This window comes from Yinghuangia seranimata (genome assembly GCF_029953285.1).
GTDB classification, from domain to species: Bacteria; Actinomycetota; Actinomycetes; order Streptomycetales; family Streptomycetaceae; genus Yinghuangia; species Yinghuangia seranimata.
Genome location: NZ_JASAOI010000017.1, coordinates 237,968 through 261,213 on the forward strand (window position 1 = coordinate 237,968; position 23,246 = coordinate 261,213).

General features: G+C 71.4%; 22 protein-coding genes. 2 read left to right on the forward strand and 20 right to left on the reverse strand.

Features of this window, described 5'->3' with window-relative positions; translation table 11 throughout:
* Positions 1–48: 48 nt before the first annotated feature.
* From nuoK to QI554_RS12675, 12 genes are all read right to left on the reverse strand, one after another.
* A complete protein-coding gene (gene nuoK / locus QI554_RS12620) occupies positions 49–348 on the reverse strand; it encodes an NADH-quinone oxidoreductase subunit NuoK (protein ID WP_281469290.1) in 300 nt (99 codons plus the stop codon).
* Complete coding sequence (locus tag QI554_RS12625) at positions 345–1,388, reverse strand: NADH-quinone oxidoreductase subunit J (RefSeq protein WP_281469292.1); 1,044 nt, start codon at positions 1,386–1,388, stop codon at positions 345–347. Before QI554_RS12625 ends, nuoK begins: the two co-directional genes overlap by 4 nt.
* Positions 1,389–1,390: 2 nt before the next feature.
* Positions 1,391–1,942, reverse strand: coding sequence for an NADH-quinone oxidoreductase subunit NuoI (gene nuoI, locus QI554_RS12630; RefSeq protein WP_425527963.1), 552 nt, complete (start codon positions 1,940–1,942; stop codon positions 1,391–1,393).
* A 53-nt stretch (positions 1,943–1,995) separates the two neighbouring features.
* Positions 1,996–3,414, reverse strand: a complete 1,419-nt coding sequence (nuoH, locus tag QI554_RS12635) for an NADH-quinone oxidoreductase subunit NuoH (protein WP_281469296.1) — start codon at positions 3,412–3,414, stop codon at positions 1,996–1,998.
* Entirely contained in the window at positions 3,414–6,020 is a 2,607-nt protein-coding gene (locus tag QI554_RS12640; RefSeq protein ID WP_281469298.1) for an NADH-quinone oxidoreductase subunit G, read from the reverse strand. Before QI554_RS12640 ends, nuoH begins: the two co-directional genes overlap by 1 nt.
* A complete protein-coding gene (gene nuoF, locus QI554_RS12645; RefSeq protein ID WP_281469394.1) occupies positions 6,020–7,342 on the reverse strand; it encodes an NADH-quinone oxidoreductase subunit NuoF in 1,323 nt (440 codons plus the stop codon). The genes QI554_RS12640 and nuoF overlap by 1 nt, the downstream gene beginning before the upstream one ends.
* 5 nt (positions 7,343–7,347) lie before the next feature.
* Positions 7,348–8,052, reverse strand: coding sequence for an NADH-quinone oxidoreductase subunit NuoE (nuoE, locus tag QI554_RS12650; RefSeq protein WP_281469396.1), 705 nt, complete (start codon positions 8,050–8,052; stop codon positions 7,348–7,350).
* Between the two features lie 82 nt (positions 8,053–8,134).
* Positions 8,135–9,496 (reverse strand): NADH dehydrogenase (quinone) subunit D, encoded by a 1,362-nt coding sequence (gene nuoD, locus QI554_RS12655; protein ID WP_281469300.1) that lies wholly within the window; start codon positions 9,494–9,496, stop codon positions 8,135–8,137.
* The gene (locus tag QI554_RS12660; protein WP_281469302.1) at positions 9,496–10,248 is read right to left on the reverse strand and encodes an NADH-quinone oxidoreductase subunit C; all 753 of its coding nucleotides are present in this window, start codon (positions 10,246–10,248) and stop codon (positions 9,496–9,498) included. Before QI554_RS12660 ends, nuoD begins: the two co-directional genes overlap by 1 nt.
* Positions 10,245–10,814, reverse strand: a complete 570-nt coding sequence (locus QI554_RS12665) for a NuoB/complex I 20 kDa subunit family protein (RefSeq protein WP_281469304.1) — start codon at positions 10,812–10,814, stop codon at positions 10,245–10,247. Before QI554_RS12665 ends, QI554_RS12660 begins: the two co-directional genes overlap by 4 nt.
* Positions 10,815–10,897: 83 nt before the next feature.
* Positions 10,898–11,257 carry an NADH-quinone oxidoreductase subunit A gene (locus QI554_RS12670; protein WP_281469306.1) on the reverse strand — a complete coding sequence of 120 codons (360 nt, stop codon included), beginning with the start codon at positions 11,255–11,257 and terminating at the stop codon, positions 10,898–10,900.
* Between the two features lie 379 nt (positions 11,258–11,636).
* Entirely contained in the window at positions 11,637–12,164 is a 528-nt protein-coding gene (locus tag QI554_RS12675) for an O-acetyl-ADP-ribose deacetylase (protein WP_281469308.1), read from the reverse strand.
* A gap of 283 nt (positions 12,165–12,447) precedes the next feature.
* On the opposite strand from QI554_RS12675, the gene QI554_RS12680 reads away from it, so the two are divergent.
* Positions 12,448–13,413 carry a hypothetical protein gene (locus tag QI554_RS12680; RefSeq protein ID WP_281469311.1) on the forward strand — a complete coding sequence of 322 codons (966 nt, stop codon included), beginning with the start codon at positions 12,448–12,450 and terminating at the stop codon, positions 13,411–13,413.
* A gap of 53 nt (positions 13,414–13,466) precedes the next feature.
* Here the strand turns inward: QI554_RS12680 and QI554_RS12685 are convergent, their stop codons facing one another.
* The 5 genes from QI554_RS12685 to QI554_RS12705 all read right to left on the reverse strand — a co-directional run bounded on the left by QI554_RS12685 (position 13,467) and on the right by QI554_RS12705 (position 19,050).
* Complete coding sequence (locus QI554_RS12685) at positions 13,467–14,093, reverse strand: sigma-70 family RNA polymerase sigma factor (protein WP_281469313.1); 627 nt, start codon at positions 14,091–14,093, stop codon at positions 13,467–13,469.
* Between the two features lie 324 nt (positions 14,094–14,417).
* Positions 14,418–15,728: a geranylgeranyl reductase family protein gene (locus QI554_RS12690; protein ID WP_281469315.1), complete on the reverse strand. Its 1,311-nt coding sequence runs from the start codon at positions 15,726–15,728 to the stop codon at positions 14,418–14,420.
* A 142-nt stretch (positions 15,729–15,870) separates the two neighbouring features.
* Positions 15,871–16,578: an MOSC domain-containing protein gene (locus tag QI554_RS12695; protein ID WP_281469317.1), complete on the reverse strand. Its 708-nt coding sequence runs from the start codon at positions 16,576–16,578 to the stop codon at positions 15,871–15,873.
* Positions 16,579–16,672: 94 nt separating this feature from the next.
* On the reverse strand, positions 16,673–18,259 hold the full coding sequence (locus QI554_RS12700) for a N,N-dimethylformamidase beta subunit family domain-containing protein (protein ID WP_281469319.1): 1,587 nt from the start codon (positions 18,257–18,259) through the stop codon (positions 16,673–16,675).
* A 17-nt stretch (positions 18,260–18,276) separates the two neighbouring features.
* Positions 18,277–19,050 carry a demethylmenaquinone methyltransferase gene (locus QI554_RS12705; RefSeq protein WP_281469321.1) on the reverse strand — a complete coding sequence of 258 codons (774 nt, stop codon included), beginning with the start codon at positions 19,048–19,050 and terminating at the stop codon, positions 18,277–18,279.
* 142 nt (positions 19,051–19,192) lie between these two features.
* Here QI554_RS12705 and QI554_RS12710 point away from each other — a divergent pair, with 142 nt between their 5' ends.
* Positions 19,193–20,131: an oxidoreductase gene (locus tag QI554_RS12710; RefSeq protein ID WP_281469323.1), complete on the forward strand. Its 939-nt coding sequence runs from the start codon at positions 19,193–19,195 to the stop codon at positions 20,129–20,131.
* On the opposite strand, the gene QI554_RS12715 is transcribed toward QI554_RS12710, so the two are convergent.
* The 3 genes from QI554_RS12715 to QI554_RS12725 all read right to left on the reverse strand — a co-directional run bounded on the left by QI554_RS12715 (position 20,128) and on the right by QI554_RS12725 (position 23,213).
* Positions 20,128–20,739: a Uma2 family endonuclease gene (locus QI554_RS12715; protein WP_281469325.1), complete on the reverse strand. Its 612-nt coding sequence runs from the start codon at positions 20,737–20,739 to the stop codon at positions 20,128–20,130. The two genes, QI554_RS12710 and QI554_RS12715, sit on opposite strands and share 4 nt — an antisense overlap.
* A 120-nt stretch (positions 20,740–20,859) precedes the next feature.
* Positions 20,860–22,119, reverse strand: coding sequence for an amidohydrolase family protein (locus QI554_RS12720; protein ID WP_281469327.1), 1,260 nt, complete (start codon positions 22,117–22,119; stop codon positions 20,860–20,862).
* 101 nt (positions 22,120–22,220) lie between these two features.
* Positions 22,221–23,213 (reverse strand): LAETG motif-containing sortase-dependent surface protein, encoded by a 993-nt coding sequence (locus QI554_RS12725; protein WP_281469329.1) that lies wholly within the window; start codon positions 23,211–23,213, stop codon positions 22,221–22,223.
* Positions 23,214–23,246 lie beyond the last annotated feature (33 nt).

The following is a 23,246-nucleotide window of genomic DNA, read 5'->3' on the forward strand; positions in this document are numbered from 1 at the left end:
AGCAGCGCACCGGACGCCGCGGAAACCAAGGTTTGCGTCACCAGTCCCCTACCACTTCATCAGGTTGGCGTCGTCGACCGAGGCCGTACGGCGGCTGCGGAAGATGGCGATGATGATGGACAGACCCACCACGACCTCGGCGGCCGCGACGACCATCGTGAAGAACGCGATGACCTGGCCGTCGTAGTTGCCGTGCATCCGCGCGAAGGTCACGAACGCGAGGTTCGTGGCGTTGAGCATCAGCTCGACGCACATGAACACCACGATCGCGTTGCGCCGCAGCAGCACGCCCGCCGCGCCGACGGTGAACAGCAGCGCCGCCAGGTACAGGTAGTTCGCCGGGTTCATGAGCGCGACTCCTTCGATCCAGCTCCGGCCGCGACCGAGTCGCCGTGCGGGGTCCCGGCCTCGTCAGGGTCCTGGTCGGCCGCGCCGTCCGGCTCGCCGTCGGGCGCACCGCCCTCGGTGGGCTCGCCGCCCTCCTCGCCCTCGTGCCGCGCGGTCGGTACGTCGCCGCGCTGCTCCATCCACACCTCGCCGCTCTCCTCCAACTCCGCGACCCTGTGGACCGGTTCGCGACTGACGTCGCGCACCTGGCCGCGGGCCCGCAGCGTCTGGTTGACCGACAGCTCGGAGATGGAGCCGTCGGGCAGCAGCGCGGGGATGTCGACCGCGTTGTGCCGCGCGTACACACCGGGCGCGGGCAGCGGCGCGAGGTTGATGTTCTCGCGCACGCGCGCCTCGGACAGCTCGCGCTGCGTCTTGCGGGGCGTGAGCCGCTCGCGGTGCGCGAGCACCATCGCGCCGAGCGCCGCGGTGATCAGCAGGGCGCTGGTGATCTCGAACGCCCAGATATAGCGGGTGAAGATGATGTGCGCGAGGCCCTCGACGTTCCGGTTCTGGGCGATCAGCTCGCCCTCGGTGCCGCTCGGCGCGGGCGCGCCCGACGGCGACGTGCCGCCGCTGTACCCGGCGAACGAGCCGAGCGACGCGTTCGCGATGCCCGCGACCAGCAGGATGCCGAAGCCGAGCCCGACCGCCACCGCGGCGACCCGCTGCCCGCGCAGCGTCTCCTTGAGCGAGTCCACCGACGAGACGCCGACCAGCATCAGCACGAACAGGAACAGCATCATGACCGCGCCCGTGTAGACGACGATCTGGACGATGCCGAGGAACACCGCGCCCTGCGCCATGTAGAACAGCGCCAGGCACACCATCGTCGAGGCCAGGCACAGCGCGCTGTGCACGGCCTTCTTCATGAAGACCGTGCCCAGCGCGCCCAGCAGCGCGACCGCGGCGAGGATCCAGAACTGCACCGCCTCGCCGGTCGAGGTGCGGGTGAGCTGTTCCGCGAGGACCACGCCCCCCGCCACCCCGTCAGCGCTCATGCTCATCGCACACCCGCTTCGTGCTCGTCGGGAGCCGCGCTCTCACCGTCGGGCTCGGGGGCCGACGGCTCCGCGCCCTGCGTGACGGTGCCCGGTGCGGCCTCGGTGACCTTCCCGAGGTAGTAGTCGCGCTCCTCCATACCCGGGTACATCGCGTGCGGCGGGGCGACCATGCCCTCGTGCAGCGGCGCGAGGAGCTGCTCCTTGGTGAAGATCAGGCTCTCGCGCGTCTTGTCCGCGAGCTCGTAGAAGTTGGTCATCGTGAGCGCCCGGGTCGGGCACGCCTCGATGCACAGGCCGCAGAAGATGCAGCGCAGGTAGTTGATCTGGTACGTGCGGCCGTACCGCTCACCCGGCGAGAAGCGCTCCTCGTCGGTGTTGTCCGCGCCCTCGACGTAGATCGCGTCCGCCGGGCACGCCCACGCGCACAGCTCGCAGCCCACACACTTCTCGAGCCCGTCGGGATGCCGGTTGAGCTGGTGCCGGCCGTGGTAGCGCGGCGCCGTCGGCTTCTTCTCGAACGGGTAGAACTCGGTGTTCGCCTTCTTGAACATCGTCGCGAAGGTGACGCCGAAGCCCGCGACGGGTCCCAGGAAACCGCCCACGGTCACACCTCCTTGTCCGTGGCGTCGGTGGCGGACTCGTCGTCCGCCGAGCCGGTCCCGTTCCCGTTCCCGACCATGGCGCCCACCGGCTCGGCGCGCCGGACCGCGCGACGCGGCACGGGCGGCAGCTCCTGTCCGGGCAGCGGCGGTACGGGGAACCCGCCGGCCATCGGGTCGAACGGCTCGGCCGCGCCCGGCGCCCCGGGCGGCGGTTGGGCCGCCTTGGCCTTCTCCTCCTCGTCGTCCGTCCCGCGGAACATGTCCCAGACGACGGACAGCACGAGGATCGCGATGATCGCTCCGGCGATGCCGAGCACGATGCCGCGGTAGTCGTAGCCCTCGTTCTTCATCGCGCGCACCGTGGCGATGAGCATCAGCCAGACGAGCGAGGTGGGGATCAGCACCTTCCAGCCGAGGCGCATGAACTGGTCGTACCGCAGGCGGGGAAGCGTGCCGCGCAGCCAGATGAAGAGGAAGAGGAACAGCTGCACCTTGAGGAAGTACCAGAGCAGCGTCCACCAGCCGCTGTTCGCGCCGTCCCACACCGCGGTGATCGGCCACGGCGCGCGGTAGCCGCCGAGGAACAGCGTCGTCGCGAGCGACGACACGACGACCATGTTCACGTACTCGGCGAGGAAGAACAGCGCGAACTTCAGCGACGAGTACTCGGTGTGGAAGCCGCCGACCAGCTCGCCCTCGGCCTCGGGGAGGTCGAACGGCGCACGGTTGGTCTCGCCGACCATCGCGACGATGTAGATGATGAACGACACCGGCAGCAGCACCGCGAACCAGGTGTCGCCCTGCTGTCCGACGATCGTCGACGTCGACATCGAGCCGGAGTAGAGGAACACGCCCGCGAAGCTGAGGCCCATCGCGACCTCGTACGAGATCATCTGGGCGGTGCTGCGCAGCGAGCCGAGCAGCGGGTACGTCGAGCCCGACGACCACCCGGCGAGCACAATGCCGTAGATGCCTACCGACGCGGTCGCCAGGATGTACAGCACGCCCACCGGCAGGTCGGTCAGCTGCAGGTGCGTCTGGTGTCCGAACATCGACACCTGGCCGCCCATCGGGATCACGGCGAACGCCATGAACGCGGGGACCATCGAGACGACCGGCGCCAGGATGTAGACCGGCTTGTCGGCGGCCTTGACGATGATGTCTTCCTTGAACGCCAGCTTGACGCCGTCCGCGAGGGACTGCAGCAGGCCCTGCGGGCCGACGTGCTTGGGGCCGATGCGCATCTGCATCCACGCGACGACCTTGCGCTCCCACCAGATGGCGAAGAGCGTCATGACGACGCAGAACGCGAAGACCAGCACCGCCTTGAACAGGATCAGCCACCACGGGTCCGACGCGAAGCCGACGGGGTCGGCCGCGAGGTCGGTGGTGGCCGCCAGTTCGGCGAGCCTCTGGCTCATCAGGACTCCTCACCTTCACCGGTACGCCGCGCCTGCGAGCCGTTGAGACCGGTGCCGTTGGGGGGACCGTCGCCGCCGTGCCCGTTCGGGCCGAGGGCGGCGCCGGTCGCGGGCCCGTCGGTCGCGCGCTGCTGCGGGAGCACCGCGGCCGTGATCCGGACCACCTCTCCGGCGGCCGCGCCGAGCATGCGGTGCAGCTCCGAGCCGGGTGAGTTCGTCGGCAGCCACACCACGCGGTCGACCATGTCGGTGACGGCGAGCGGCAGCGTGACCTCGCCGCCGCGCCCGGTGGACACGGTGACCTCGCCGCCGTCGACCGCGCCGATCTCGGCGGCGGTGGCGGCGCTGAGCCGCACGACGGGCGCGCGGCGGGTTCCGGCGAGTGCGGACTCGCCGTCCTGGCCGCGGCCTTCGTCGAGGAGCAGCCGCCAGGTGGCGAGCAGCGCCTCGCCGCTGCCGGGGGTCGACACCCGGCGCTCGCGCGCCTCGGGGCCGGCGGCGCGCTCGCCCGCCCAGCCGCCGAGCGCGCGCAGTTCGCGGCGCGCCGAGGCGACGTCGGGCAGTGCGAGCGAGATGTCCATCTCGTCGGCGAGCGCGTGCAGGACGCGCAGGTCGGGCATGACCGTTCCGGCGTCCTGGAGCACCTGGTCGTGCTTGAGGACGGACGCGAACGGCCGCTCACGGCCCTCCCAGTCGACGAACGTGCCGGGCTTCTCGGCGGCGGCGGCCACCGGGAAGACCACGTCGGCGCGCTCGGTGACCTCGCTGTGCCGCAGCTCCAGGCTGACCACGAACGGCGCGGCCTCCAGCGCGGCGAGCGCCCCGGCCGGGTCCGGCAGGTCGCCGGGCTCGACGCCGCCGACCACCAGCGCGCCGATCCGGCCGTCGCGGGCGGCGGTCAGGATCGAGGCGGTGTCCAGGCCGTAGCCGCTGGGCAGGTCGGCGACCCGCCAGGCGGCGGCCACTTCGGCGCGCGCCTCGGGGTCGCTGACCGGGCGGCCGCCGGGCAGCAGGTTGCACAGCGCGCCGGCCTCCAGCGCGCCGCGTTCCCCGGCCCGGCGCGGCACCCAGGCGAGCCGGGCGCCGGTGGCGTCGGCGAGCGCGAGCGCCGCGGTGAGCGCGCCGGGGATCGCGGCGAGCCGCTCGCCGACCATGATCACCGCGCCGTTCGTGCGCAGCAGGTCGGAGGCGGTCTGCCCGACCTCGTCGAGCCCGGCGCCGGTGGCCAGTGCGGTCAGCCAGCGCACTTCGCTGCCCGGTTCGCCGCGCAGCAGCGCGCCGTTCATGCGGGTCAGGCCGGAGCTGGCGAACGGCGCGACGGTGTAGACCTTGAGGCCGCCCTTGCGGGCCGCCTTGCGCAGCCGCAGGAAGACGATCGGCGACTCTTCTTCGGGTTCGAACCCGGCCAGCAGGACCGCGGGGGCGCGCTCCAGGTCGGCGTACGTGACGCCCATGCCGGTCCCGGCGACCGCGGAGGCCAGGAACTCGGCCTCCTCGGTGCTGTGGTCGCGGGCGCGGAAGTCGATGTCGTTCGTGCCCAGCGCGACGCGCGCGAACTTGGCGTACGCGTACGCGTCCTCGACGGTCGCGCGGCCGCCGACCAGCACGCCGGCCCGGCCGCGCGCCGCGTTCAGCCCCTCGGCCGCGGCCGCGAACGCCTCCGGCCACGACGCGGGGCGCAGCTCGCCGCTCTCCTCGTCGCGGACCAGCGGCGCGGTGATGCGGTCGCCGAGCGTCGGGTAGCGGAACGCGAACCGGCCCTTGTCGCAGTTCCATTCCTCGTTGACCTCGGGGTCGTCGCCGGCGAGCCGCCGCATGACCCGGCCGCGCCGGTGGTCGGCGCGCAGCGAGCACCCGGACGCGCAGTGCTCGCACGCGGTCGGCGAGGACACCAGGTCGAACGGGCGGGACCGGAACCGGTAGGCGGCCGAGGTGAGCGCGCCGACCGGGCAGATCTGGATGGTGTTGCCCGAGAAGTAGGACTCGAACGGCTGCTTCTCGTAGATGCCGACCTGCTGCAGCGCGCCGCGTTCGATGAGCGCGATGAACGGGTCGCCCGCGATCTGCTCGGAGAACCGGGTGCAGCGCGCGCACAGCACACACCGCTCGCGGTCGAGGAGCACCTCGGAGGAGATCGGCAGCGGCTTGGGGTAGGTGCGCTTGACCTCGCCGAACCGCGACGTCGAACGCGTCGACGTCATCGCCTGGTTCTGCAGCGGGCACTCGCCGCCCTTGTCGCACACCGGGCAGTCGAGCGGGTGGTTGATGAGCAGCAGCTCCATCACGCCGTCCTGCGCCTTGCGGGCCGCGGGCGAGCTGAGCTGGGTGCGCACCACCATGCCGTCGGTGACGGTGGTCGTGCAGGACGCGAGCGGCTTGCGCTGCCCCTCGACGTCGACGAGGCACTGGCGGCACGCGCCGACCGGGTCGAGCAGGGGGTGGTCGCAGAACCGCGGGATCGTGATGCCGAGGAGCTCGGCGGCCCGGATGACCAGCGTGCCCTTGGGCACGCTGACCTCGATCCCGTCGACCGTGATGGTGACGAGGTCGTCCTGCGGCTTGGGGGCCGGGGCCCCGCCCGCCGGAGCATTGGTGGTGACGGTCATCAGGCTTGCGCTCCTGTCAGGTTCGAGGCCCAGACGGTGGAGGCCGCCGGGTCGAAGGGACAGCCGCGGTGGGCGAGGTGCGCGACGTACTCGTCGCGGAAGTACTTGAGCGAGGAGAAGATCGGGCTGGCCGCGCCGTCGCCGAGCGCGCAGAACGACTTGCCGTTGATGTTGTCGGCGACGTCGAGGAGGGTCTCCAGGTCCTCCTCGGTGCCCTCGCCCGCTTCGAGGCGCTCGAGGATCTGCACCAGCCAGTACGTGCCTTCGCGGCACGGCGTGCACTTGCCGCACGACTCGTGCGCGTAGAACTCGGTCCAGCGCAGCACGGCGCGCACGACGCACACGGTGTCGTCGAAGATCTGCAGCGCCTTGGTGCCGAGCATGGACCCGGCGGCGCCGACGCCTTCGTAGTCGAGCGGGACGTCGAGGTGCTCGTCGGTGAACATCGGCGTCGACGAGCCGCCCGGCGTCCAGAACTTCAGGCGGTGGCCCTCGCGGACGCCGCCGGCCAGGTCGAGCAGCTCGCGCAGCGTGACGCCGAGCGGCGCCTCGTACTGGCCGGGCCGCTTGACGTGCCCGGACAGCGAGTAGAGCGTGAAGCCCGGCGACTTCTCCGAGCCCATCGAGCGGAACCACTCGACGCCCTTGTTCATGATCGCGGGCACCGAGGCGATCGACTCGACGTTGTTCACGCAGGTCGGCGACGCGTACAGGCCGGCGACGGCGGGGAACGGAGGACGCAGGCGCGGCTGGCCGCGGCGGCCCTCGAGCGAGTCGAGCAGCGCGGTCTCCTCGCCGCAGATGTACGCGCCGGCGCCGGCGTGCACGGTCAGCTCCAGGTCGAAGCCGCTGCCGAGGATGTCCTTGCCGAGGTAGCCCGCCTCGTACGCCTCCTTGGCCGCCTCCTGGAGGCGGCGCAGCACGGAGACGACCTCGCCGCGCACATAGATGAAGGCGTGGTTCGAGCGGATCGCGTACGCCGCGATCACCACGCCTTCGATGAGCACGTGCGGGTTGGCGTACATGAGCGGGATGTCCTTGCAGGTCCCCGGCTCCGACTCGTCGGCGTTGACGACGAGGTAGTGCGGGTTGCCGTCGCCCTGCGGGATGAAGCCCCACTTCATGCCGGTCGGGAAGCCGGCGCCGCCGCGGCCGCGCAGGCCCGAGTCCTTGACGGTCTGGATGACCTCGTCGGGGTGCTTGGCGAGCGCCTTGCGCAGGCCGGCGTAGCCCTCGTGCTGGCGGTAGGTCGCCAGCCGCCACGGCATCTTGTCGCCCCACGACGCGGACAGCACGGGGGTGAGGATCGACGGATCGGTCACGGCGGTCACGCCCCCTTCTTCGGTGCGTCGGAGGCGGCGGGCGCGTCGGGGTCCTGGCCGTTGGCGATGCGGAGTCCGACGAGGCTGGCGGCGCCGCCCGCGCCTCCCGCGTCCACCGCGTCGCGACGCGGGTCGGGGAAGCCGGCGAGGATGCGGGCGGTCTCGCGGAAGGTGCACAGCGGGGCGCCGCGGGTGGGCGACACCTGCTTCCCGGCGCGCAGTTCGTCGACCAGGTCCTTCGCGGACGCCGGGGTGACGTTGTCGAAGAACTCCCAGTTGACCATCACGACGGGCGCGTAGTCGCAGGCCGCGTTGCACTCGATGTGCTCGAGGGTGACCGAACCGTCGGGCGTGGTGCCCTTGTTGCCGACCCCGAGGTGCTCCTTGAGGGTCGCGAAGATCTCGTCGCCGCCCATGACCGCGCACAGCGTGTTGGTGCACACGCCGACGTGGAAGTCGCCGCCGTTCTCGCGCCGGTACATCGTGTAGAAGGTCGCGACCCCGGTGACGTCGGCGGTGGTCAGGCCGAGCATCTCGGCGCAGAACTCGATGCCGTTCGGGCTGACGTAGCCCTCCTCGGCCTGCACCAGGTGCAGCAGCGGCAGCAGTGCCGAACGGGACTGCGGGTAGCGGCCGATGACCTCGCGCGCATCGGCTTCCAGCCGGGCGCGTACGTCGGCGGGGTAGCCCGGCGCGGGCAGCCTCGGCATGCCCAGATCCGTGCTCACGCCTCCACCTCGCTTCGCTCGGCGGATGCTTCGCACATTGCGCCCCTCCTATTGGTTCGCTCGCTCACCGGTCGACACCTCCCATGACGGGGTCGATGCTCGCGACGGCGACGATCACGTCCGCGACCTGGCTGCCCTCGCACATGGCGGCCATGGCCTGCAGATTGGTGAAGGACGGGTCGCGGTAGTGGACGCGGTACGGGCGGGTGCCGCCGTCGCTGACCATGTGCACGCCCAGCTCGCCCTTCGGCGACTCGATGGCGGCGTACACCTGGCCGGCGGGGACGCGGAAGCCCTCGGTCACCAGCTTGAAGTGGTGGATGAGGGACTCCATCGAGGTGCCCATGATGTTGCGGATGTGGTCGAGCGAGTTGCCCAGGCCGTCGGGGCCGAGGGCGAGCTGTGCGGGCCAGGCGACCTTCTTGTCCTCGACCATGACCGGGCCCGGCTTGAGGCGTTCGAGGCACTGCTCGACGATCCGCAGCGACTGCTTCATCTCTTCGATGCGCACCAGGTAGCGGCCGTACGCGTCGCAGGTGTCCTCGGTCGGGACGTCGAACTCGTAGTTCTGGTAGCCGAAGTAGGGCTGCGTCTTGCGCAGGTCGTGCGGCAGGCCGGCGGAGCGCAGGCACGGCCCGGTGACGCCGAGCGCCATGCAGCCGGTCAGGTCCAGGTAGCCGATGCCCTCGGTGCGGCCCTTGAAGATGTGGTTGTCGTTGAGCAGCAGCTCGTACTCGCGGATGCGGCCCGGGAGCACGTCGACCAGCTCGCGGATCTTGTCCACGGCGCCGGGCGGCAGGTCCTGCGCGAGCCCGCCGGGCCGGATGTACGCGTGGTTCATGCGCAGGCCGGTGATCATCTCGAACACGTCGAGGATGAGCTCGCGGTCGCGGAACCCGAAGGTCATGACGGTGAGCGCGCCGATCTCCATGCCGCCGGTGGCCAGGCACACCATGTGCGACGAGATGCGGTTGAGCTCCATGAGCATGACGCGGATGACGTTCGCGCGGTCCGGCACCTGGTCGGTGATGCCCAGGAGCTTCTCGACGCCGAGACAGTAGGCGGCCTCGTTGAACAGCGGCGTGAGGTAGTCCATGCGCGTCACGAACGTGACGCCCTGCGTCCAGGTCCGGTACTCGAGGTTCTTCTCGATGCCGGTGTGCAGGTAGCCGATGCCGCACCGGGCCTCGGTGACCGTCTCGCCGTCGATCTCCAGGATCAGGCGCAGCACGCCGTGCGTGGACGGGTGCTGCGGGCCCATGTTGACGACGATGCGCTCGTCGGCGTCCGCCGCGGCCTGGACGACCTCGTCCCAGTCGGCACCGGTGACGGTGTAGACGCGGCCCTCGGTGGTGTCACGGGACTGCGCCTGCGCGGTGTCCGGCGCTTCCTGCGCGTCCGGACGCGTCTGCGTGTTCTCGGCCATCAGGTGTACGACCTCCGCTGGTCGGGCGGCGGGATCTGGGCGCCCTTGTACTCGACGGGCACACCGCCGAGCGGGTAGTCCTTCCGCTGCGGGTGGCCGGGCCAGTCGTCCGGCATGAGGATGCGCGTGAGGGCCGGGTGGCCGTCGAAGACGATGCCGAAGAAGTCGTACGTCTCGCGCTCGTGCCAGTCGAGCGTCGGGTACACCTTCACGAGCGACGGCACGTGCGGGTCGCCGTCGGGCGCCGCGACCTCGAGGCGCACCGCGCGGTTGTGGGTGATCGAGCGCAGGTGGTACACCGCGTGCAGCTCGCGGCCCTCGTCGGTCGGGTAGTGCACGCCGCTGACGCCGGAGCACAGTTCGAAGCGCAGCGCGGGGTCGTCGCGCAGCGTCAGGGCGACCTTGACGAGGTTGTCGCGGTGCACGTGGAAGGTCAGCTCGCCGCGGTCGACGACGACGCGCGCGACAGCGGCGTCGAACGCGAGGCCCGACTCGGCCAGGGCGCCTTCGAGTTCGTCGGCGACGAGGTCGAACTCGCCTTCCTGGCGAGCCTCTTCACCGGGGACGCTGTGCGGCCCGCCGTACGGCCGGATCGCCGGGGCGGGGAGGGCCAGTGTGCGCACCAGCCGCCCGTAGCCCGACGTGTCGCCGGACCCCTTCGCGCCGAACATGCCGTGCCGGACCTCGAGGACCTCGCCGCCGCCGTCACCACGCGGGACGGGAACCCCGGATCCGTTCTGTGCGTCACTCACCGAAGCGCGCCCTTCTCGATGAACCGGGGCATCTCGATCGTCGGCGTCGCCTTGAGGGCGGCCTCCTCGGCCGCCTTCGCGGCCTGCACCCGGTTGACGCCGAGCGGCATCTGCTGGACCTGCTCGTGGAGCTTGAGGATCGCGTCCATGAGCATCTCGGGACGCGGGGGGCAGCCGGGCAGGTAGATGTCCACGGGGACGATGTGGTCGACGCCCTGGACGATCGCGTAGTTGTTGAACATGCCGCCGGACGAGGCGCACACGCCCATGGACAGCACCCATTTCGGCGCCGCCATCTGGTCGTAGATCTGCCGCAGAACGGGTGCCATCTTCTGGCTGACCCGGCCCGCGACGATCATCAGGTCGGCCTGCCGCGGCGAGGCCCGGAAGACCTCCATGCCGAACCGGGCGAGGTCGTACCGCCCCGCGCCGGTCGCCATCATCTCGATCGCGCAGCACGCGAGCCCGAAGGTCGCGGGCCAGAACGAGCTCTTGCGGAAGTAGCCGGCGAGATCCTCGACCGTGCTGAGCAGGAAGCCGCTGGGCAGCTTCTCCTCAATCCCCATCGGATGGCCTCTCCTGGATCACCTGGAACACCTGGATCACCTGCGTCGGTGGTGCTGCCTGCGGTGTGCGTGCCGGTCCCACGTCAGTCCCACTCGAGTCCGCCGCGCCGCCACAGGTAGGCGTAGGCGACGAACACCGTGGCGATGAACAAGGCCATCTCGACGAGGCCGAAGATGCCGAGGGAGTCGAAGTAGACCGCCCACGGATAGAGGAAGACGATCTCGATGTCGAAGATGATGAAGAGCATCGCCGTCAGGTAGTACTTCACGGGGAAGCGCCCGCCGCCGGCCGGTTGCGGGGTCGGCTCGATCCCGCACTCGTACGCCTCCAACTTGGCCCGGTTGTAGCGCTTGGGCCCGGTCAGTGCGCCGGCGACGAGGGAGACCACTCCGAACGCGGCGGCGATCCCACCGAGCGCAAGGATCGGCGCGTACAGGTTCATGCCGCACTGCTCCCTTCCGTCCATCGGGCCCGGTCAGCCCACCCGCTTGTGAGCATGTGACCAGGTTCACAAGCACCCGGAACGGCGCCGATCCTACGCCTCTTCCGATGTGATCTGCGACACGGGCCCAGTTCGATCATGGTGTGATCTTCACCACCTGATGATCGATCAGAAACGATTGCGCAGCGGCGATCTTCGACCTAGTGCGAGTGGGCGAACACGTAGTGCGATAGGTAAGGCCGACCTGATGTCGATCTTGGTCCGGGCCTATATCACCTGATTTTCGGACCACCAAATTTGGTGATCACAAGCGCACATGTTAAAGCGCCCCATGCCGCGCGCGGGGTCGGCGGCATGGGGCGCGATGCAGGTCAGCGGGTCAATGACCGAGCTCGGCGAGCGCCTCCTCGAAGACCCCGTAGGCGTCCGCGCCGAACAGGACGAAGCGGGCCTCGGCGACCCGCGACGCCGAGCCGGCGTCACGCACCGTCCGCAACGCGATCCGCGCCCCGTCGTCCATCGGCCACCCGAAGATGCCCGTCGAGATCGCGGGGAACACCACGCTGCGCGCACCCAGCTCGTCGGCCACGCGGAGTGACTCGCGATAGCAGGAAGCGAGTTCGGCGGAGCGGTCCTCGGTCCTCGACCACACCGGGCCGACCGTGTGGATGACCCACGTGGCGTCCAGGTTCCCGGCCGTCGTGGCGACCGCCTGGCCGACGGGCAGGCCGCGGCCGTACCGCGACGCCCTCAGGTCCCGGCACGCGTCGAGGATCGCCGGCCCGCCCTTGCGGTGGATCGCGCCGTCGACACCCCCGCCGCCGAGCAGCGAGGAGTTGGCGGCGTTGACGATCGCGTCGGCGTGCTGCGCGGTGATATCGCCTTGAACCAACGTGATGGTGATCATGCGGGCGAGGCTACGGGAGCGGCCCCCGACGCGGAGCGGATATATATCGGCCGGTTGGCCTAAAACGGGTGCTCTGCAAGGGATTTGGTGGTGATCGCGGAGGTTCCGGTTCCGCCGTCCAGCGGTGTTCCGGGGCCCTCGGCGGCGTCGTCCGGCGGCCGCCGACCAAGCCGTCGGTCAAGCTTCTGCCACGCGGCCGCTACGCGGCTTTTATGCCCTTGATCGACGCCGTTTCGGGACCGCAAAATTCACCTGGCGGATCCGGGCGGAGGGGCGGTTCGGCATGGTCAAACTCGCGGTCGTCATCCCTTACTTCAACCCTGCGGGCTACGTTTCCCACGAACGGAAACTGGCCCGCTGTCTTACGGCGTACCAGTCCGTGGGACTGGCCGAGCACGTGTACCTCACCGGCGCCGGCGGGCCGGCCCCGCTGGGCCTGAAGACCGCGTTCTGGGACGAGGACTGCCCGTTCCTGTGGCACAAGGAACGGCTGATCAACCTGGCCGCCGAACGGCTGCCGTCCGAGTACACGCACGTGGTCTGGTCCGACAGCGACATCCTCGTCGGGCCCGACTGGGCGGACGCGGTCACGCGCGCGTTCCACGCGGCCAAGCTCGTCCAGGCCTTCCGCGTCGCCCGCTACCGCGGCACCGACGGGACGCTGCACCGCACCCGCGTCAGCTCCCTGCTCCGCGGCGACGACGGCGCCATGGGGCTGGTGTGGGGCGCGTGCCGCACCCTCTTCACCGACGGGCCCGGCCTGTTCGACCGCGCGGTCGTGGGCGGCGGCGACTCGATACTCGGCCGCGCCGTCCACCAGCGCTACGCGGCGCCGTCCGTGCCCTGGCTGCGGGTGCACCGCGAGCTGCTGGCCCGCAGCTGGTCGTCCGGGCTGCTCGCCGAACAGGACGCGTGGGTCGCGGCCGCGGCCCGCTGGCTCGGCACCGGCGGCGTCGCCTCGGCGTCCGCCGACATCGAGGTGCTCGAACACGGCACCCGCGAGATGCGCCGCTACAGCGAACGCCAACTACTCCTCGCCGAACTGCTCCCCGCCCTGCACCTGGTCGACGACGGCAACCGCGTGCTGCGCTGGTCCGCCCTGGGGATGACGGTCGTCGAGCCGGGCGTACGCGCGTACTTCCACAGCCGGCGCGAGGACGAGGGGGCGGGTGCCCCGGCGGTCGGGTCGCCGATGGTCGCCGCTCCGGCGGTCGGGGCGCAGGCGGTCGCTGCGGAGCCGGCCGCCTAGGAGCCGCACAGGACCCACCGCGCCCGGCTCGCCAGGCCGGGCCGCGGTGCGTTCTAGGCCACGACCCGCAGGGGGCGGTGCAGTCCGCTGCGCAAGGCGTACTCCGTCAGCGCTCCGCGCATGCGCCGCCTCGCCTGGAACAGCCGCGTCATGACGACGCCGCGCACGGCGCCGGTGATCTCGACGATCTCCTGGTACGAACAACCCTCGACGTCAGCGAGGTACAACGTGATCCGCAACTCGGGCGGGAGCGCCGCCAGGGCCTCGGTGATCACCGCGTCGGGGAGCCGCTCGAGCACCTCGATCCCCGCGCCGGGCACGGCTCCGGCGTGCGGCCGCCTCGTCTGCGCGTCGTCTATACGCATCTCCGCAGCGCATGAATTCAGCCACGTGTTGTGCTGGATGCGCAGCAGGCAGGTCCTGAGGTCGGCCTCGGGCGCGATCCGATGGAACACGCGGTAGGCCCGCTGGTACGTCTCCTGCACCAACTCCTCGGCTGCGTCGGGCCGGCCGGTCATCCGCAGCGCGGCGGCGTACAACCGGTCCAGATGCGCGAGCGCGTCCCGCTCGAACCGCGCGTCCAGTTCCTCGGCGCTCTCCGCCCGCGGCCCGAACCGGGCACGGACAACGGGGCGATCAGATGTTCTCGCGACCGGCTCGGCCGCGCCACGGGTCGGCATAGGGGTCTCCCGATAGTGCGTCGGATACCCCTCAACGATCTCGGCCCGCAAATGGCCGATCAATCACCAATCCGGCAACGCTCGGTAGCTCAGGCTCAATGATCGACTCGAGGGGAACGGCATCCCGCCCGATTCAACTGCATTTGACACGACTTGCTCCTGGCCGTCTGTTAAGCAACACGGATCGTTGCCTTCACTCTTGTGAACGGTCCGGACCACCCTGCAGCCCGCCGAGCCGCGCGACCCGCCGTGAAGTCCGTCGCCCGCAACAGCTGTTGGCTCAGTGCTTTTGCGCGCTGTGGATGCCTGATACCCCGTTGGGGGCTAGGCGGCCGGGGCGATGCGGGCCATGCCGTTGATGATGCGGTCCATGGCGTCCCCGCCGCGGGGGTCGGTGAGGTTGGCGAGCATCTTCAGGACGAACTTCATCATGAGCGGGTGCGGGAGGCCGTGCTTGGTGGCGAAGTTCATGACCTTGGGCTCGCCGATGAGTTTCACGAAGAGGCGGCCGAGGGTGTAGTAGCCGCCGTAGGTCTGCTTGAGGATGCGCGGGTAGTCGTGGAGGGCGCGCTCGCGGCCTTCCGGGGTCTTGCGGGCGAGGGCCTGGGCGATGACCTGGGCGGCGATCTCGCCGGATTCCATGGCGTAGGCGATGCCTTCGCCGTTGAACGGGTTGACCATGCCGCCGGCGTCGCCGACCAGGAGGAGGCCCTTGGTGTAGTGCGGCTGCCGGTTGAAGCCCATCGGGAGGGCGGCGCCGCGGATGGGGCCTTCCTGGTTCTCCTCGGTGTAGCCCCACTCCTCCGGCATGCCGGCGACCCACGCCTTGAGCAGGTCGCGGTAGTCGATGTCCTTGAACGCGTCGGACGTGTTCAGCAGGCCGAGGCCGACGTTGGACGTGCCGTCGCCCATGCCGAAGATCCAGCCGTAGCCGGGCAGGAGGTCCATCTTGCCGTCGCGCTTGTCCCACAGTTCGAGCCAGGACTCGAGGTAGTCGTCCTCGTGGCGCGGGGACTTGAAGTACGTGCGGACGGCGACGCCCATCGGCCGGTCCTCGCGCCGGTGCAGGCCCATGGCGAGGGAGAGCCGCGTGGAGTTGCCGTCGGCGGCGACGACGACGGGCGCCCGGAAGACCCGCTCCTCCTTGGCCGCCCCGACCTTGGCGCGCACGCCGACGATCCGGCCGGTGCGGTCGTCGAGCACGGGCCCGGTGACGTTGGTCAGCTCGTGCACCTTGGCGCCGGCGGACGCCGCCTGCCGGGCCAGGATCTCGTCGAAGTCGGTGCGCTTGCGGACGAGTCCGTAGTTGGGGAACGAGGCGAGGTCCGGCCAGTCCAGTTCGAGCTTCATGCCGCCGCCGAGGATGCGCAGGCCGCGGTTGGGCAGCCAGCCGGCCTCGGGCGAGATGTCGATCCCCATCGACACGAGCTGCTTGACGGCGCGCGGGGTCAGGCCGTCGCCGCACACCTTCTCGCGCGGGAACGCGGTCTTCTCCAGGAGCAGCACGCTGCGGCCGGTCTTGGCCAGGTGGTACGCGGTGGTCGATCCGGCGGGCCCGGCGCCGACCACGATGACGTCGGCTTCGTGGGCGGAGTCGGCGGTGCCTGCCGACGCAGCGGACACGGTCTCGGTCAACTCGGGCTCCTGGGGTGTGCCGGGCGGATGCAAGGATGCATGAGGCGCTGCCGGCTTCAGTCTAGGGCGGCGGGCGGCACCTTCCGGCACGGGCCGGTCGGCGCCCGGCGGCTCCGCCTGCCCGTGCCCGTGGCGGCCTGGGTCAGCCCGCGTCGGTCGGGCGCGCGGCGCGCTCCTCGAGGACGATGTCGGCGTCGACCTCGATGCCGGTGCGCTTGCGGGCCTTCGCGCGCGCCTCGTCGGGGAGTTCCTGGACGTCCACCAGCCGCACCAGCAGTTCGGGCTCGGTCGTGAGCGCCCGGAACACGGTGCCGATGTCGACGCCGTGCTCGGGCCGGTGCACGACCTCGACGGTGTCCCCCGCCCGGACCTCGCCGGGTTCGATGACGCGCAGGTACGCGCCGGGCACCGCCTCCTGCGTGAACCGCTTGATCCAGCCCCGTTCGCCGAGGAACCCGGCGAAGGTGCGGCACGGGATGCGCGGCACCGACACCTCGAGCAGCGCGCCGCCGACCTTCCAGCGCTCGCCGATGACGGCGCCGGTCACGTCGACGCCGACGGTGGTGAGGTTCTCGCCGAAGAGGCCGGGGCGGAGGTCGCGTTCGATGCGGTCCGCCCAGGTCAGCAGGTCCTCCCAGGCGAAGGCGTACACGGCCTGGTCGGCGCCGCCGTGGTGCCGCAGGTCGCAGATCTCGTCTCCGGCGACGCCGCTGCCCTCCGCCGGGACGGACAGCAGGACGGGGCCGTCGACCGGACGCTTGTCGATGCCCGTGGTGGCGACGTCGGAGTGCTCGGTGGGGGTGGCCTTGCCGACGTTGACGGACTTCAGGACCGGCGTGAGAGGAGACATGACGGCCACGGTACCGACCGGTCCGGTGGCGGGTCGCGGCGTTTTCGGTCGGCGCCGCAGGGCGGCCCGGGCGGCCCGGGCCTCCCCGGCCTGCTCAACCGGGCAGCTCCCCCGCGTTCGCCCGCGCCGGGTGCGCGGCCCCCGCCGGTCCCGCCGCGAAGACCCGGAGCACGTTCTCCGTCACCTGGGTCGCGAACGCCCGGGCCGCGTCGTCCAGGAAGCTGCCGCAGCCGCTGCCCAGCGCGCACACCCACCGCATGGTCCCGGTGGAGAACACCCCGGCCCCCGAGGGCACCGTGTAGTACGACGCGTTCGCGAAGTCCGCCTTGCCCCCGCAGGTCACCGGCGAGTGGCTGAGCACCTGGAGTGGCTGCGGCGGCGCCGGGTCCCGCACCACGCGGTCGTACTCGACGCCGACGAGGCCGGTGAACGCGCTGCCGCGCCGCACGCCGGTCCCGGCGAACACCCACGCGTCCGGGTCCCACACGACGAACGACGCGTTGCCCGGGAAGCACTGGTAGAGCGTCCCGGTCAGGTCGTTCTCGGGCCGCGGGTGGGGCGGCAGCCGCCAGTCCTGCGTGGTCTCGGACGGGTCGTCGGCGCGCATCGGGTCCTCGGCCGCCGACTTGTAGCAGACCACCAGCCGGTGCGGCCCGAGCGCGGTCTCGCCGAAGCGGATGTGCCGGTTGACCGCGTTGGCGCCGAGGAAGGCCAGGTTGGTGCCGCCGTCGCGGAGCGCGGAGGCGTTCGTGCGCATTGCCGTCGACCAGTACTCGTCGTGGCCGAGCGTGAGCACGGCGGTGGCGCCCTTGAAGCGTTCCGGCGCGGCGTCCAGGTCGACGTCGGTCGCGTACGCGAGCGGCAGCCCCATGCGTTCGGCGACCGCCACCAGCGGCTGCTCGAAGTTGAGGAACCCGGAGGCGCCGCTGCTGTCGTACGGCCGGTCGAAGCTCACGGCACGCGCCCGGTCCGCGTAGTCCTTGGGCCCGTTGTAGAGGTCGTAGCCGCCCCACAGGTTGTACGCCTGCCACGTCGTCACCGCGTTGACCAGCACGGTCCGCCCCTGCGCGCGGCCCGAGCGCACGGTGACCGGCACATAGGTGCTGTAGCCCTCGTCGGAGGCGAGCAGCAGCAGGTATGAGCCCTCCGGCCAGTCGCCGGCCGCCGGCGTGACGGTGAGCGAGGGCTGCCAGTCGGCGTGCACGGTGTTGACGCCGGGGTCGACGACGGGCGGGTGCTGCTTCACGCCCTGCTGGTGGTCGGAGTGCCACACCTCGCGGCCGCGCGCCCCGCCGTACCAGCCCATCCGGTACGCGGTCACGGTGAAGCCGGGCGCGGTCGTGGACACGAACAGCCGGAACGGCTCGCCGGGTTCGACGGCGACCTTGTCGGCGTAGCCCTCGATGGCGTGCGCGGGCCCGGTCTTCAGGCCGGTCTTCCACGCGTCGGTGCCCGGCCGGGCGTTCTCGGCGGTGACGTCGAGGGCCCCGGTGCCGGGCGGCTCGGCGCGGCCCGGCGGGGCGGTCTTCGCGGACGGCGTCGGCGCGGCGCCCGTCGGCCGCCCCGGGCCGGGAGGCGACCCGTCGGAGCAGCCGGAGGCGGGGACGACGACCGCGACCAAGAGGGCGGCGAGGCGGAAAAGGAGGAGGGCGCCGCGGCGCCGCGCGGTCGGTAAGCGCATGGCGGCCCTCCTCGGGCTCAGGCGTCCGTGTCGGCGTCCGCCCCTGTGTCTGCGTCCGACCCGGTTTCGGCGTCCATCCCCGTATCGGCGTCCTGGGCGAGCGGCTTGAACGCGCGGTGCATCGCGACGATGCCGCCGCTGAGGTCGCGCCAGGCGACCCGCTCCCAGCCGGCGTCCCGCACGAGCGACGCGAGGCCGGCCTGGTCGGGCCACTCGCGGATGGACTCGGCGAGGTAGACGTACGCGTCGGGGTTGCTGCTGACCGCGGTGGCCACCGGCGGCAGCGCCCGCATCAGGTACTCCATGTACACCGTACGGAACGGCTTCCAGGTGGGGTGGCTGAACTCGCACACAAGCAGCCGGCCGCCGGGGCGCGTGACACGCAGCAGCTCGGCGAGGCCCGCCTTGGGGTCGTTGATGTTGCGCAGGCCGAAGGAGATGGTGACCGCGTCGAAGACCCCGTCGGCGAACGGCAGGCTCATGCCGTCGCCCGCGACGAACGGCAGGTCGGGGTGGCGGCGGCGGCCCTCGCGCAGCATGCCGAGCGAGAAGTCGCACGGCACGACGGTGGCGCCGGCGTCGCGGAACGGCAGCGAACTGGTGCCGGTGCCGGCCGCCAGGTCGAGGACCAGTTCGCCGGGGCGGGCGTCGACGGCCTTGGCGACCGCCTTGCGCCAGAACCGGTCCTGTCCCATGGAGAGGACGGTGTTGGTCGTGTCGTACTTCTCGGCGACGTCGTCGAACATCTCGGCGACGTCGCGCGGCTGCTTGTCCAGCGAGGCTCGCGTCACGGGACCATCTTCGCCTGTCGGGGTCGGCGTCCCGCACACGCGGGTCCGGCACGCCCGGTGCTACCGTCGGTAACACCCGGCGTCGTAGGCTCGGGTCGGCGGAACCGACACGGCGGGACCGAGGGCGCGGAAGGCGGCGGCGATGGGCACCTGGAAGAACACCGAGGACATCCCGCCCCTTGACGGCACCACCGCCGTCGTCACCGGCGCCAACAGCGGGCTCGGCTTCGTCGTCGCCCGCGAACTCGCCCGCAAGGGCGCCACCGTCGTGCTCGCCTGCCGCGACGCGGGCCGCGCCGCCGATGCCCTCGAACGCCTCACCGACGCCGTTCCGGACGCCAAACCGCACGTCGGCACGCTGCCGCTCGACCTCGCGGACCTGGCCTCCGTACGCGCGTTCGCCGCCGCGTACGCCGACGCCCACGACGGCCTTGACCTGCTCGTCAACAACGCGGGCGTGATGGCCCTGCCACGACGCGAGACCGCCGACGGCTTCGAGATGCAGATCGGCACCAACCACCTGGGCCACTTCGCGCTGACGGGGCTGCTCGCCCCGCTCCTGCTGAACCGGCCGGGGGCGCGCGTGGTCAACGTCTCCAGCGGGCTGCACACGATCGGCAAGCCGGGCCCGGGCTCTCTGCGGCTCACGGGTCGCTACAGCAAGTGGAGCGCGTACGGGAAGTCCAAGTCGGCGAACCTGATGTTCACCCACGAGCTGGCCCGCCGCGCCGCCGCCACCGGCGTCGACCTCCTCGCCGTCAGCGCCCACCCCGGCTACGCCTCGACGAACCTCCAGGCCACCGGCCCGCGCATGGCCGGAAACGAGCGCGGCGAAAAGCTGATGGAGATCGGCAACCGCTTCGCCTCCTCCGCCGACACCGGCGCCCTCCCCCTCCTGTACGCGGCCACCGCCCCCGACCTGCGCCCCGACGCCTTCGTGGGCCCCCGCTTCATGGCCTTCGGCCGCCCGGGCGCCGCCCCGCGCATGCCCTGGACAACGAACGACGCCGCCTGCCGCGAACTGTGGCTCGCCTCGGAGGAGGCCACGGGGGTGGTGTGGCCGGCGGCGCTGGCCGACTAACGGATGAAGATCGACGTGTCGAGGACGGCGTCGAACGGTTCGGGGAAGGGGATCTTGCCGCCGAACGGTGCGGTGTGCCGGGTGCGGTACTCGCCGTCCTTCGGGTCGCTGAACAGCGTGGTCTCACCCGCGACCGGGTCGATTAGCAGATAGAGCGGCACCGGTCCACTCGCATAGCCGCAAGGCTTGTGGATCCGGTCTTCCTGCTTGCTGCTGCTGGACACCACCTCCACGACGAGGTGAATCACGTCCGCAGTGAACTTCCAATGGTCCGCGTCCCACATGACGTCTTCGTCGATCACGGCCAGATCGGGGATGTACCCCTCCTTGCCATCGGGTGTCTCAGGCAGCCACACCGTCAGCGGGTACGTTGTCGCCTCCGTGCCCGAAGGCAGCCGCTCCTCAAGGAACAGCCGGGTCAGTCGCCGCAAAAGCCCGCCGTGCAAACCCACCGATGTCGGTGACAAGACGATCTTCCCTCCGATGAGCTCCGCCCGGAACCCCTCGGGCGGATCGAAGGTGTCGAACGCCGCAACCACGTCGGCTTCCTTGGCCGCCTCGGACGCGCCGGTGTCGGCTGCCACGCGTGCCTCCTCGAGCAGGGTCATGTCACTCCTTTCAGAGTATGCCGGGATCGATTGCGCGTCCGAGACTGGCGAACTGCCGTGGCGCGTGTGGCGGAATCCCTGCTCGATCACCCTTCCGGCCGAGCGCACGCCGGAGCGCGGTCAGCGGCGGTGGACCAGGCGGCCGCCCAGGACCGTTCCCACGCAGGAGCCGGCGCCGTGGGTGATCAGGGACGTGTGCGGGTCCAGATCGGTCGGGACTTTGAAGACCGCGAGGTCGGCCGGGCCGCCCTCGGTGAGGTGGCCGGCGGCGGGGAGGCCGAGGGCTTGGGCGCCGCCGAGGGTGGCGGCGGTGACGAGGCGGGCGTCGAGGTCGGGGGCGGTGTAGCCCTGGCGCAGGGCCAACTCTCGTACGGCTGACGCCTCTTCCCACAGGTCGAGGGACGGCCCCGAGGCCAGCGAGTCGGTGCCCAGCGCGAGCGGGGAGCCCTCGGTGAGGTAGTCGGCGACCGGCGCCTCGCCGGCCTTCAGGGTGGCGTTGGAGCGCACGCACAGGGCGACGGCGGTGCCGCGTTCGCGCAGCAGCGCGCGGTCGGCGGCGTCGAGGTGGACGCCGTGCGCGACGTGCACGTCCGGGCCGAGCGCACCGAGCGTGTCCAGGTATCCGCCGGGCGCCAACCCGCTTCCGGCGTCCAGGAGTTCGTGCGTCGTGCCGAGTGCGTGGTGCACGTCGGCGAAGGAGCCGGTGCCCGAGCGGACGAACTCCACCTCGTCGGCCGACTCGGCGAGGTGCGGGTGCATCCGCAGCCCGCGTTCGCGTGCGACCGCGACCAACTCCCGGAAGACCGCGGACCCGACGCTGTACGGCGTGTGCGGCGAGACCCCGAGCGTGCGTCCGACCGGGGTGTCGAGGGCGGCGAAGAACCGGTCGCGGCGCTTGGCCGCCCAGGCCGCGTCGTCCGCCAGCACCTCGATGTAGGACACCCCGCGGATGCCCGAGCGCGCCACCGGCACCAGCACGCATGCGTGCGTGACGACGTCCGCGACCGCCGTCGTCCCCGACTTCAGCATCAGGTGGACACCGCGCCGCGCGCTCTCCTGCCAACGCGCCTCCGTGTACCCGGCCCGCTCGCGGTTGAGCGCAAGCAGCCACTCGGGGAAAGGCAGGCCCGACGACGCCAGGTGCGCGAAGTCGGTGTACTGCAGGTGCGCGTGCGCGTTGACCAGCCCCGGCGTGATCACCCCGGGCCAACGCCGCACCCGCGCGTCCGGGAACCGCCCGGCCACCTCGCCGACGGGGCCGACGCCCGCGATCCGGTCCCCGTCCACAGCGACCGCGGCGTCCCGCAGCACCCCGTCACGGGCCGGGTCGTCCCCGGTCATGGTCAGGACGACGGGCGCGGCGTGGACGGTCAACGGCATGAGGTCATTGTGCCCACCGGCCCGACAACACCCGAAGGGCCGTGCCGGAATCCGGTACGGCCCTTCGTTCAGGTGTTCCGCCGCGGCGTCGAGTCCTCGGCTCAGGCGCCGGTCGCGCGGTTGCGGCGGCGCGCGATGAACACCGAGCCCGCGCCCAGCGCGATGAGCGCGCCGGCGCCGCCCGCGATCAGCGCGGTGTTGTCGCTGCCGCCGTCGGCGCCGGTCGCCGCCAGCTCCTTGCCCTTCGCCGGCGCCTTGGTCACCTTGGTGACGGGCTTCTTCGTCGCGGTCGGCGTCGGCTTCACGACGCTCGGCGAAGCGGTCGGCGTGGCCGGGGCGGGCGCCACGTCGTTCTTGTAGACGGTCCGGTCGACGTTGTTCTCGGGCGTGTTCTCCGGGAGCTTGCCGGTGATCTTCGACTCGACGATCTGCTCGTCGCCGGAGATCGCGCCTTCGAACTCGCGGTAGTCCGGCCCGTTGCCGCCGAACACGCTCGGGATGGCACAGGTGACAACGGCGCCCGCGGAGTCGATGGTGCAGTCTGCCGGCGCCTTCGTGAACGTGACGCCCTTGACGCCCGTCACGGTCAGGACCGCCGAGTCGGTGCTCGCCGCGCCCTGCCAGAACTGCACGCGGAACGGCTCGGCGAGCTTGCCGCCCGGGTTGTAGTACGTGATGACGTCCGGGTTCACGACAACCCAGTCGGCCGCCACGAGCGGTTCACCGTAGGTGATCTCGGTACTGGCCTTCGCGTCGCCTTCGACGGCCTTGGCGGTGAAGGTGACCTTCTGGCCCGCCTTGCCGCCCTGGTCGCCGCCCAGGATGCCGATGGCCACGACCACCTTGTGGCTCGCACCAGGGGTGCAGACCACCGGGTACTTGTCGTTGTTGCACTCGCTCGGCAGCTGCCAGCCCACCGACTGCTCGCCGGTGCCGGCGAAGTCGAACTCGAACGGAGCCGAGGCGTCGATCGTGATCGTGGCGTCCGGACCGCCCGGGCGGAGCGTCGACGCGGACGACGTGACCTTCAGGGCGTCGGCCGCACCGGCCCCACCGGCGAACGCCAGCTGGCCGGCGACGAGCGCCCCGCCCACTGCCGCCGCCCCGATGACCCCTCGTCTTGAAAT

Bases quoted from the DNA above. Each gene is read 5' to 3' on its own strand.
- nuoK (WP_281469290.1), bottom strand. From the start codon at position 348: ATGAACCCGGCGAACTACCTGTACCTGGCGGCGCTGCTGTTCACCGTC.
- QI554_RS12625 (WP_281469292.1), bottom strand. From the start codon at position 1,388: ATGAGCGCTGACGGGGTGGCGGGGGGCGTGGTCCTCGCGGAACAGCTC.
- nuoI (WP_425527963.1), bottom strand. From the start codon at position 1,942: ATGTTCAAGAAGGCGAACACCGAGTTCTACCCGTTCGAGAAGAAGCCG.
- nuoH (WP_281469296.1), bottom strand. From the start codon at position 3,414: ATGAGCCAGAGGCTCGCCGAACTGGCGGCCACCACCGACCTCGCGGCC.
- QI554_RS12640 (WP_281469298.1), bottom strand. From the start codon at position 6,020: ATGACCGTCACCACCAATGCTCCGGCGGGCGGGGCCCCGGCCCCCAAG.
- nuoE (WP_281469396.1), bottom strand. From the start codon at position 8,052: ATGCCGAGGCTGCCCGCGCCGGGCTACCCCGCCGACGTACGCGCCCGG.
- nuoD (WP_281469300.1), bottom strand. From the start codon at position 9,496: ATGGCCGAGAACACGCAGACGCGTCCGGACGCGCAGGAAGCGCCGGAC.
- QI554_RS12665 (WP_281469304.1), bottom strand. From the start codon at position 10,814: ATGGGGATTGAGGAGAAGCTGCCCAGCGGCTTCCTGCTCAGCACGGTC.
- QI554_RS12670 (WP_281469306.1), bottom strand. From the start codon at position 11,257: ATGAACCTGTACGCGCCGATCCTTGCGCTCGGTGGGATCGCCGCCGCG.
- QI554_RS12675 (WP_281469308.1), bottom strand. From the start codon at position 12,164: ATGATCACCATCACGTTGGTTCAAGGCGATATCACCGCGCAGCACGCC.
- QI554_RS12680 (WP_281469311.1), top strand. From the start codon at position 12,448: ATGGTCAAACTCGCGGTCGTCATCCCTTACTTCAACCCTGCGGGCTAC.
- QI554_RS12685 (WP_281469313.1), bottom strand. From the start codon at position 14,093: ATGCCGACCCGTGGCGCGGCCGAGCCGGTCGCGAGAACATCTGATCGC.
- QI554_RS12695 (WP_281469317.1), bottom strand. From the start codon at position 16,578: ATGTCTCCTCTCACGCCGGTCCTGAAGTCCGTCAACGTCGGCAAGGCC.
- QI554_RS12700 (WP_281469319.1), bottom strand. From the start codon at position 18,259: ATGCGCTTACCGACCGCGCGGCGCCGCGGCGCCCTCCTCCTTTTCCGC.
- QI554_RS12710 (WP_281469323.1), top strand. From the start codon at position 19,193: ATGGGCACCTGGAAGAACACCGAGGACATCCCGCCCCTTGACGGCACC.
- QI554_RS12715 (WP_281469325.1), bottom strand. From the start codon at position 20,739: ATGACCCTGCTCGAGGAGGCACGCGTGGCAGCCGACACCGGCGCGTCC.
- QI554_RS12720 (WP_281469327.1), bottom strand. From the start codon at position 22,119: ATGCCGTTGACCGTCCACGCCGCGCCCGTCGTCCTGACCATGACCGGG.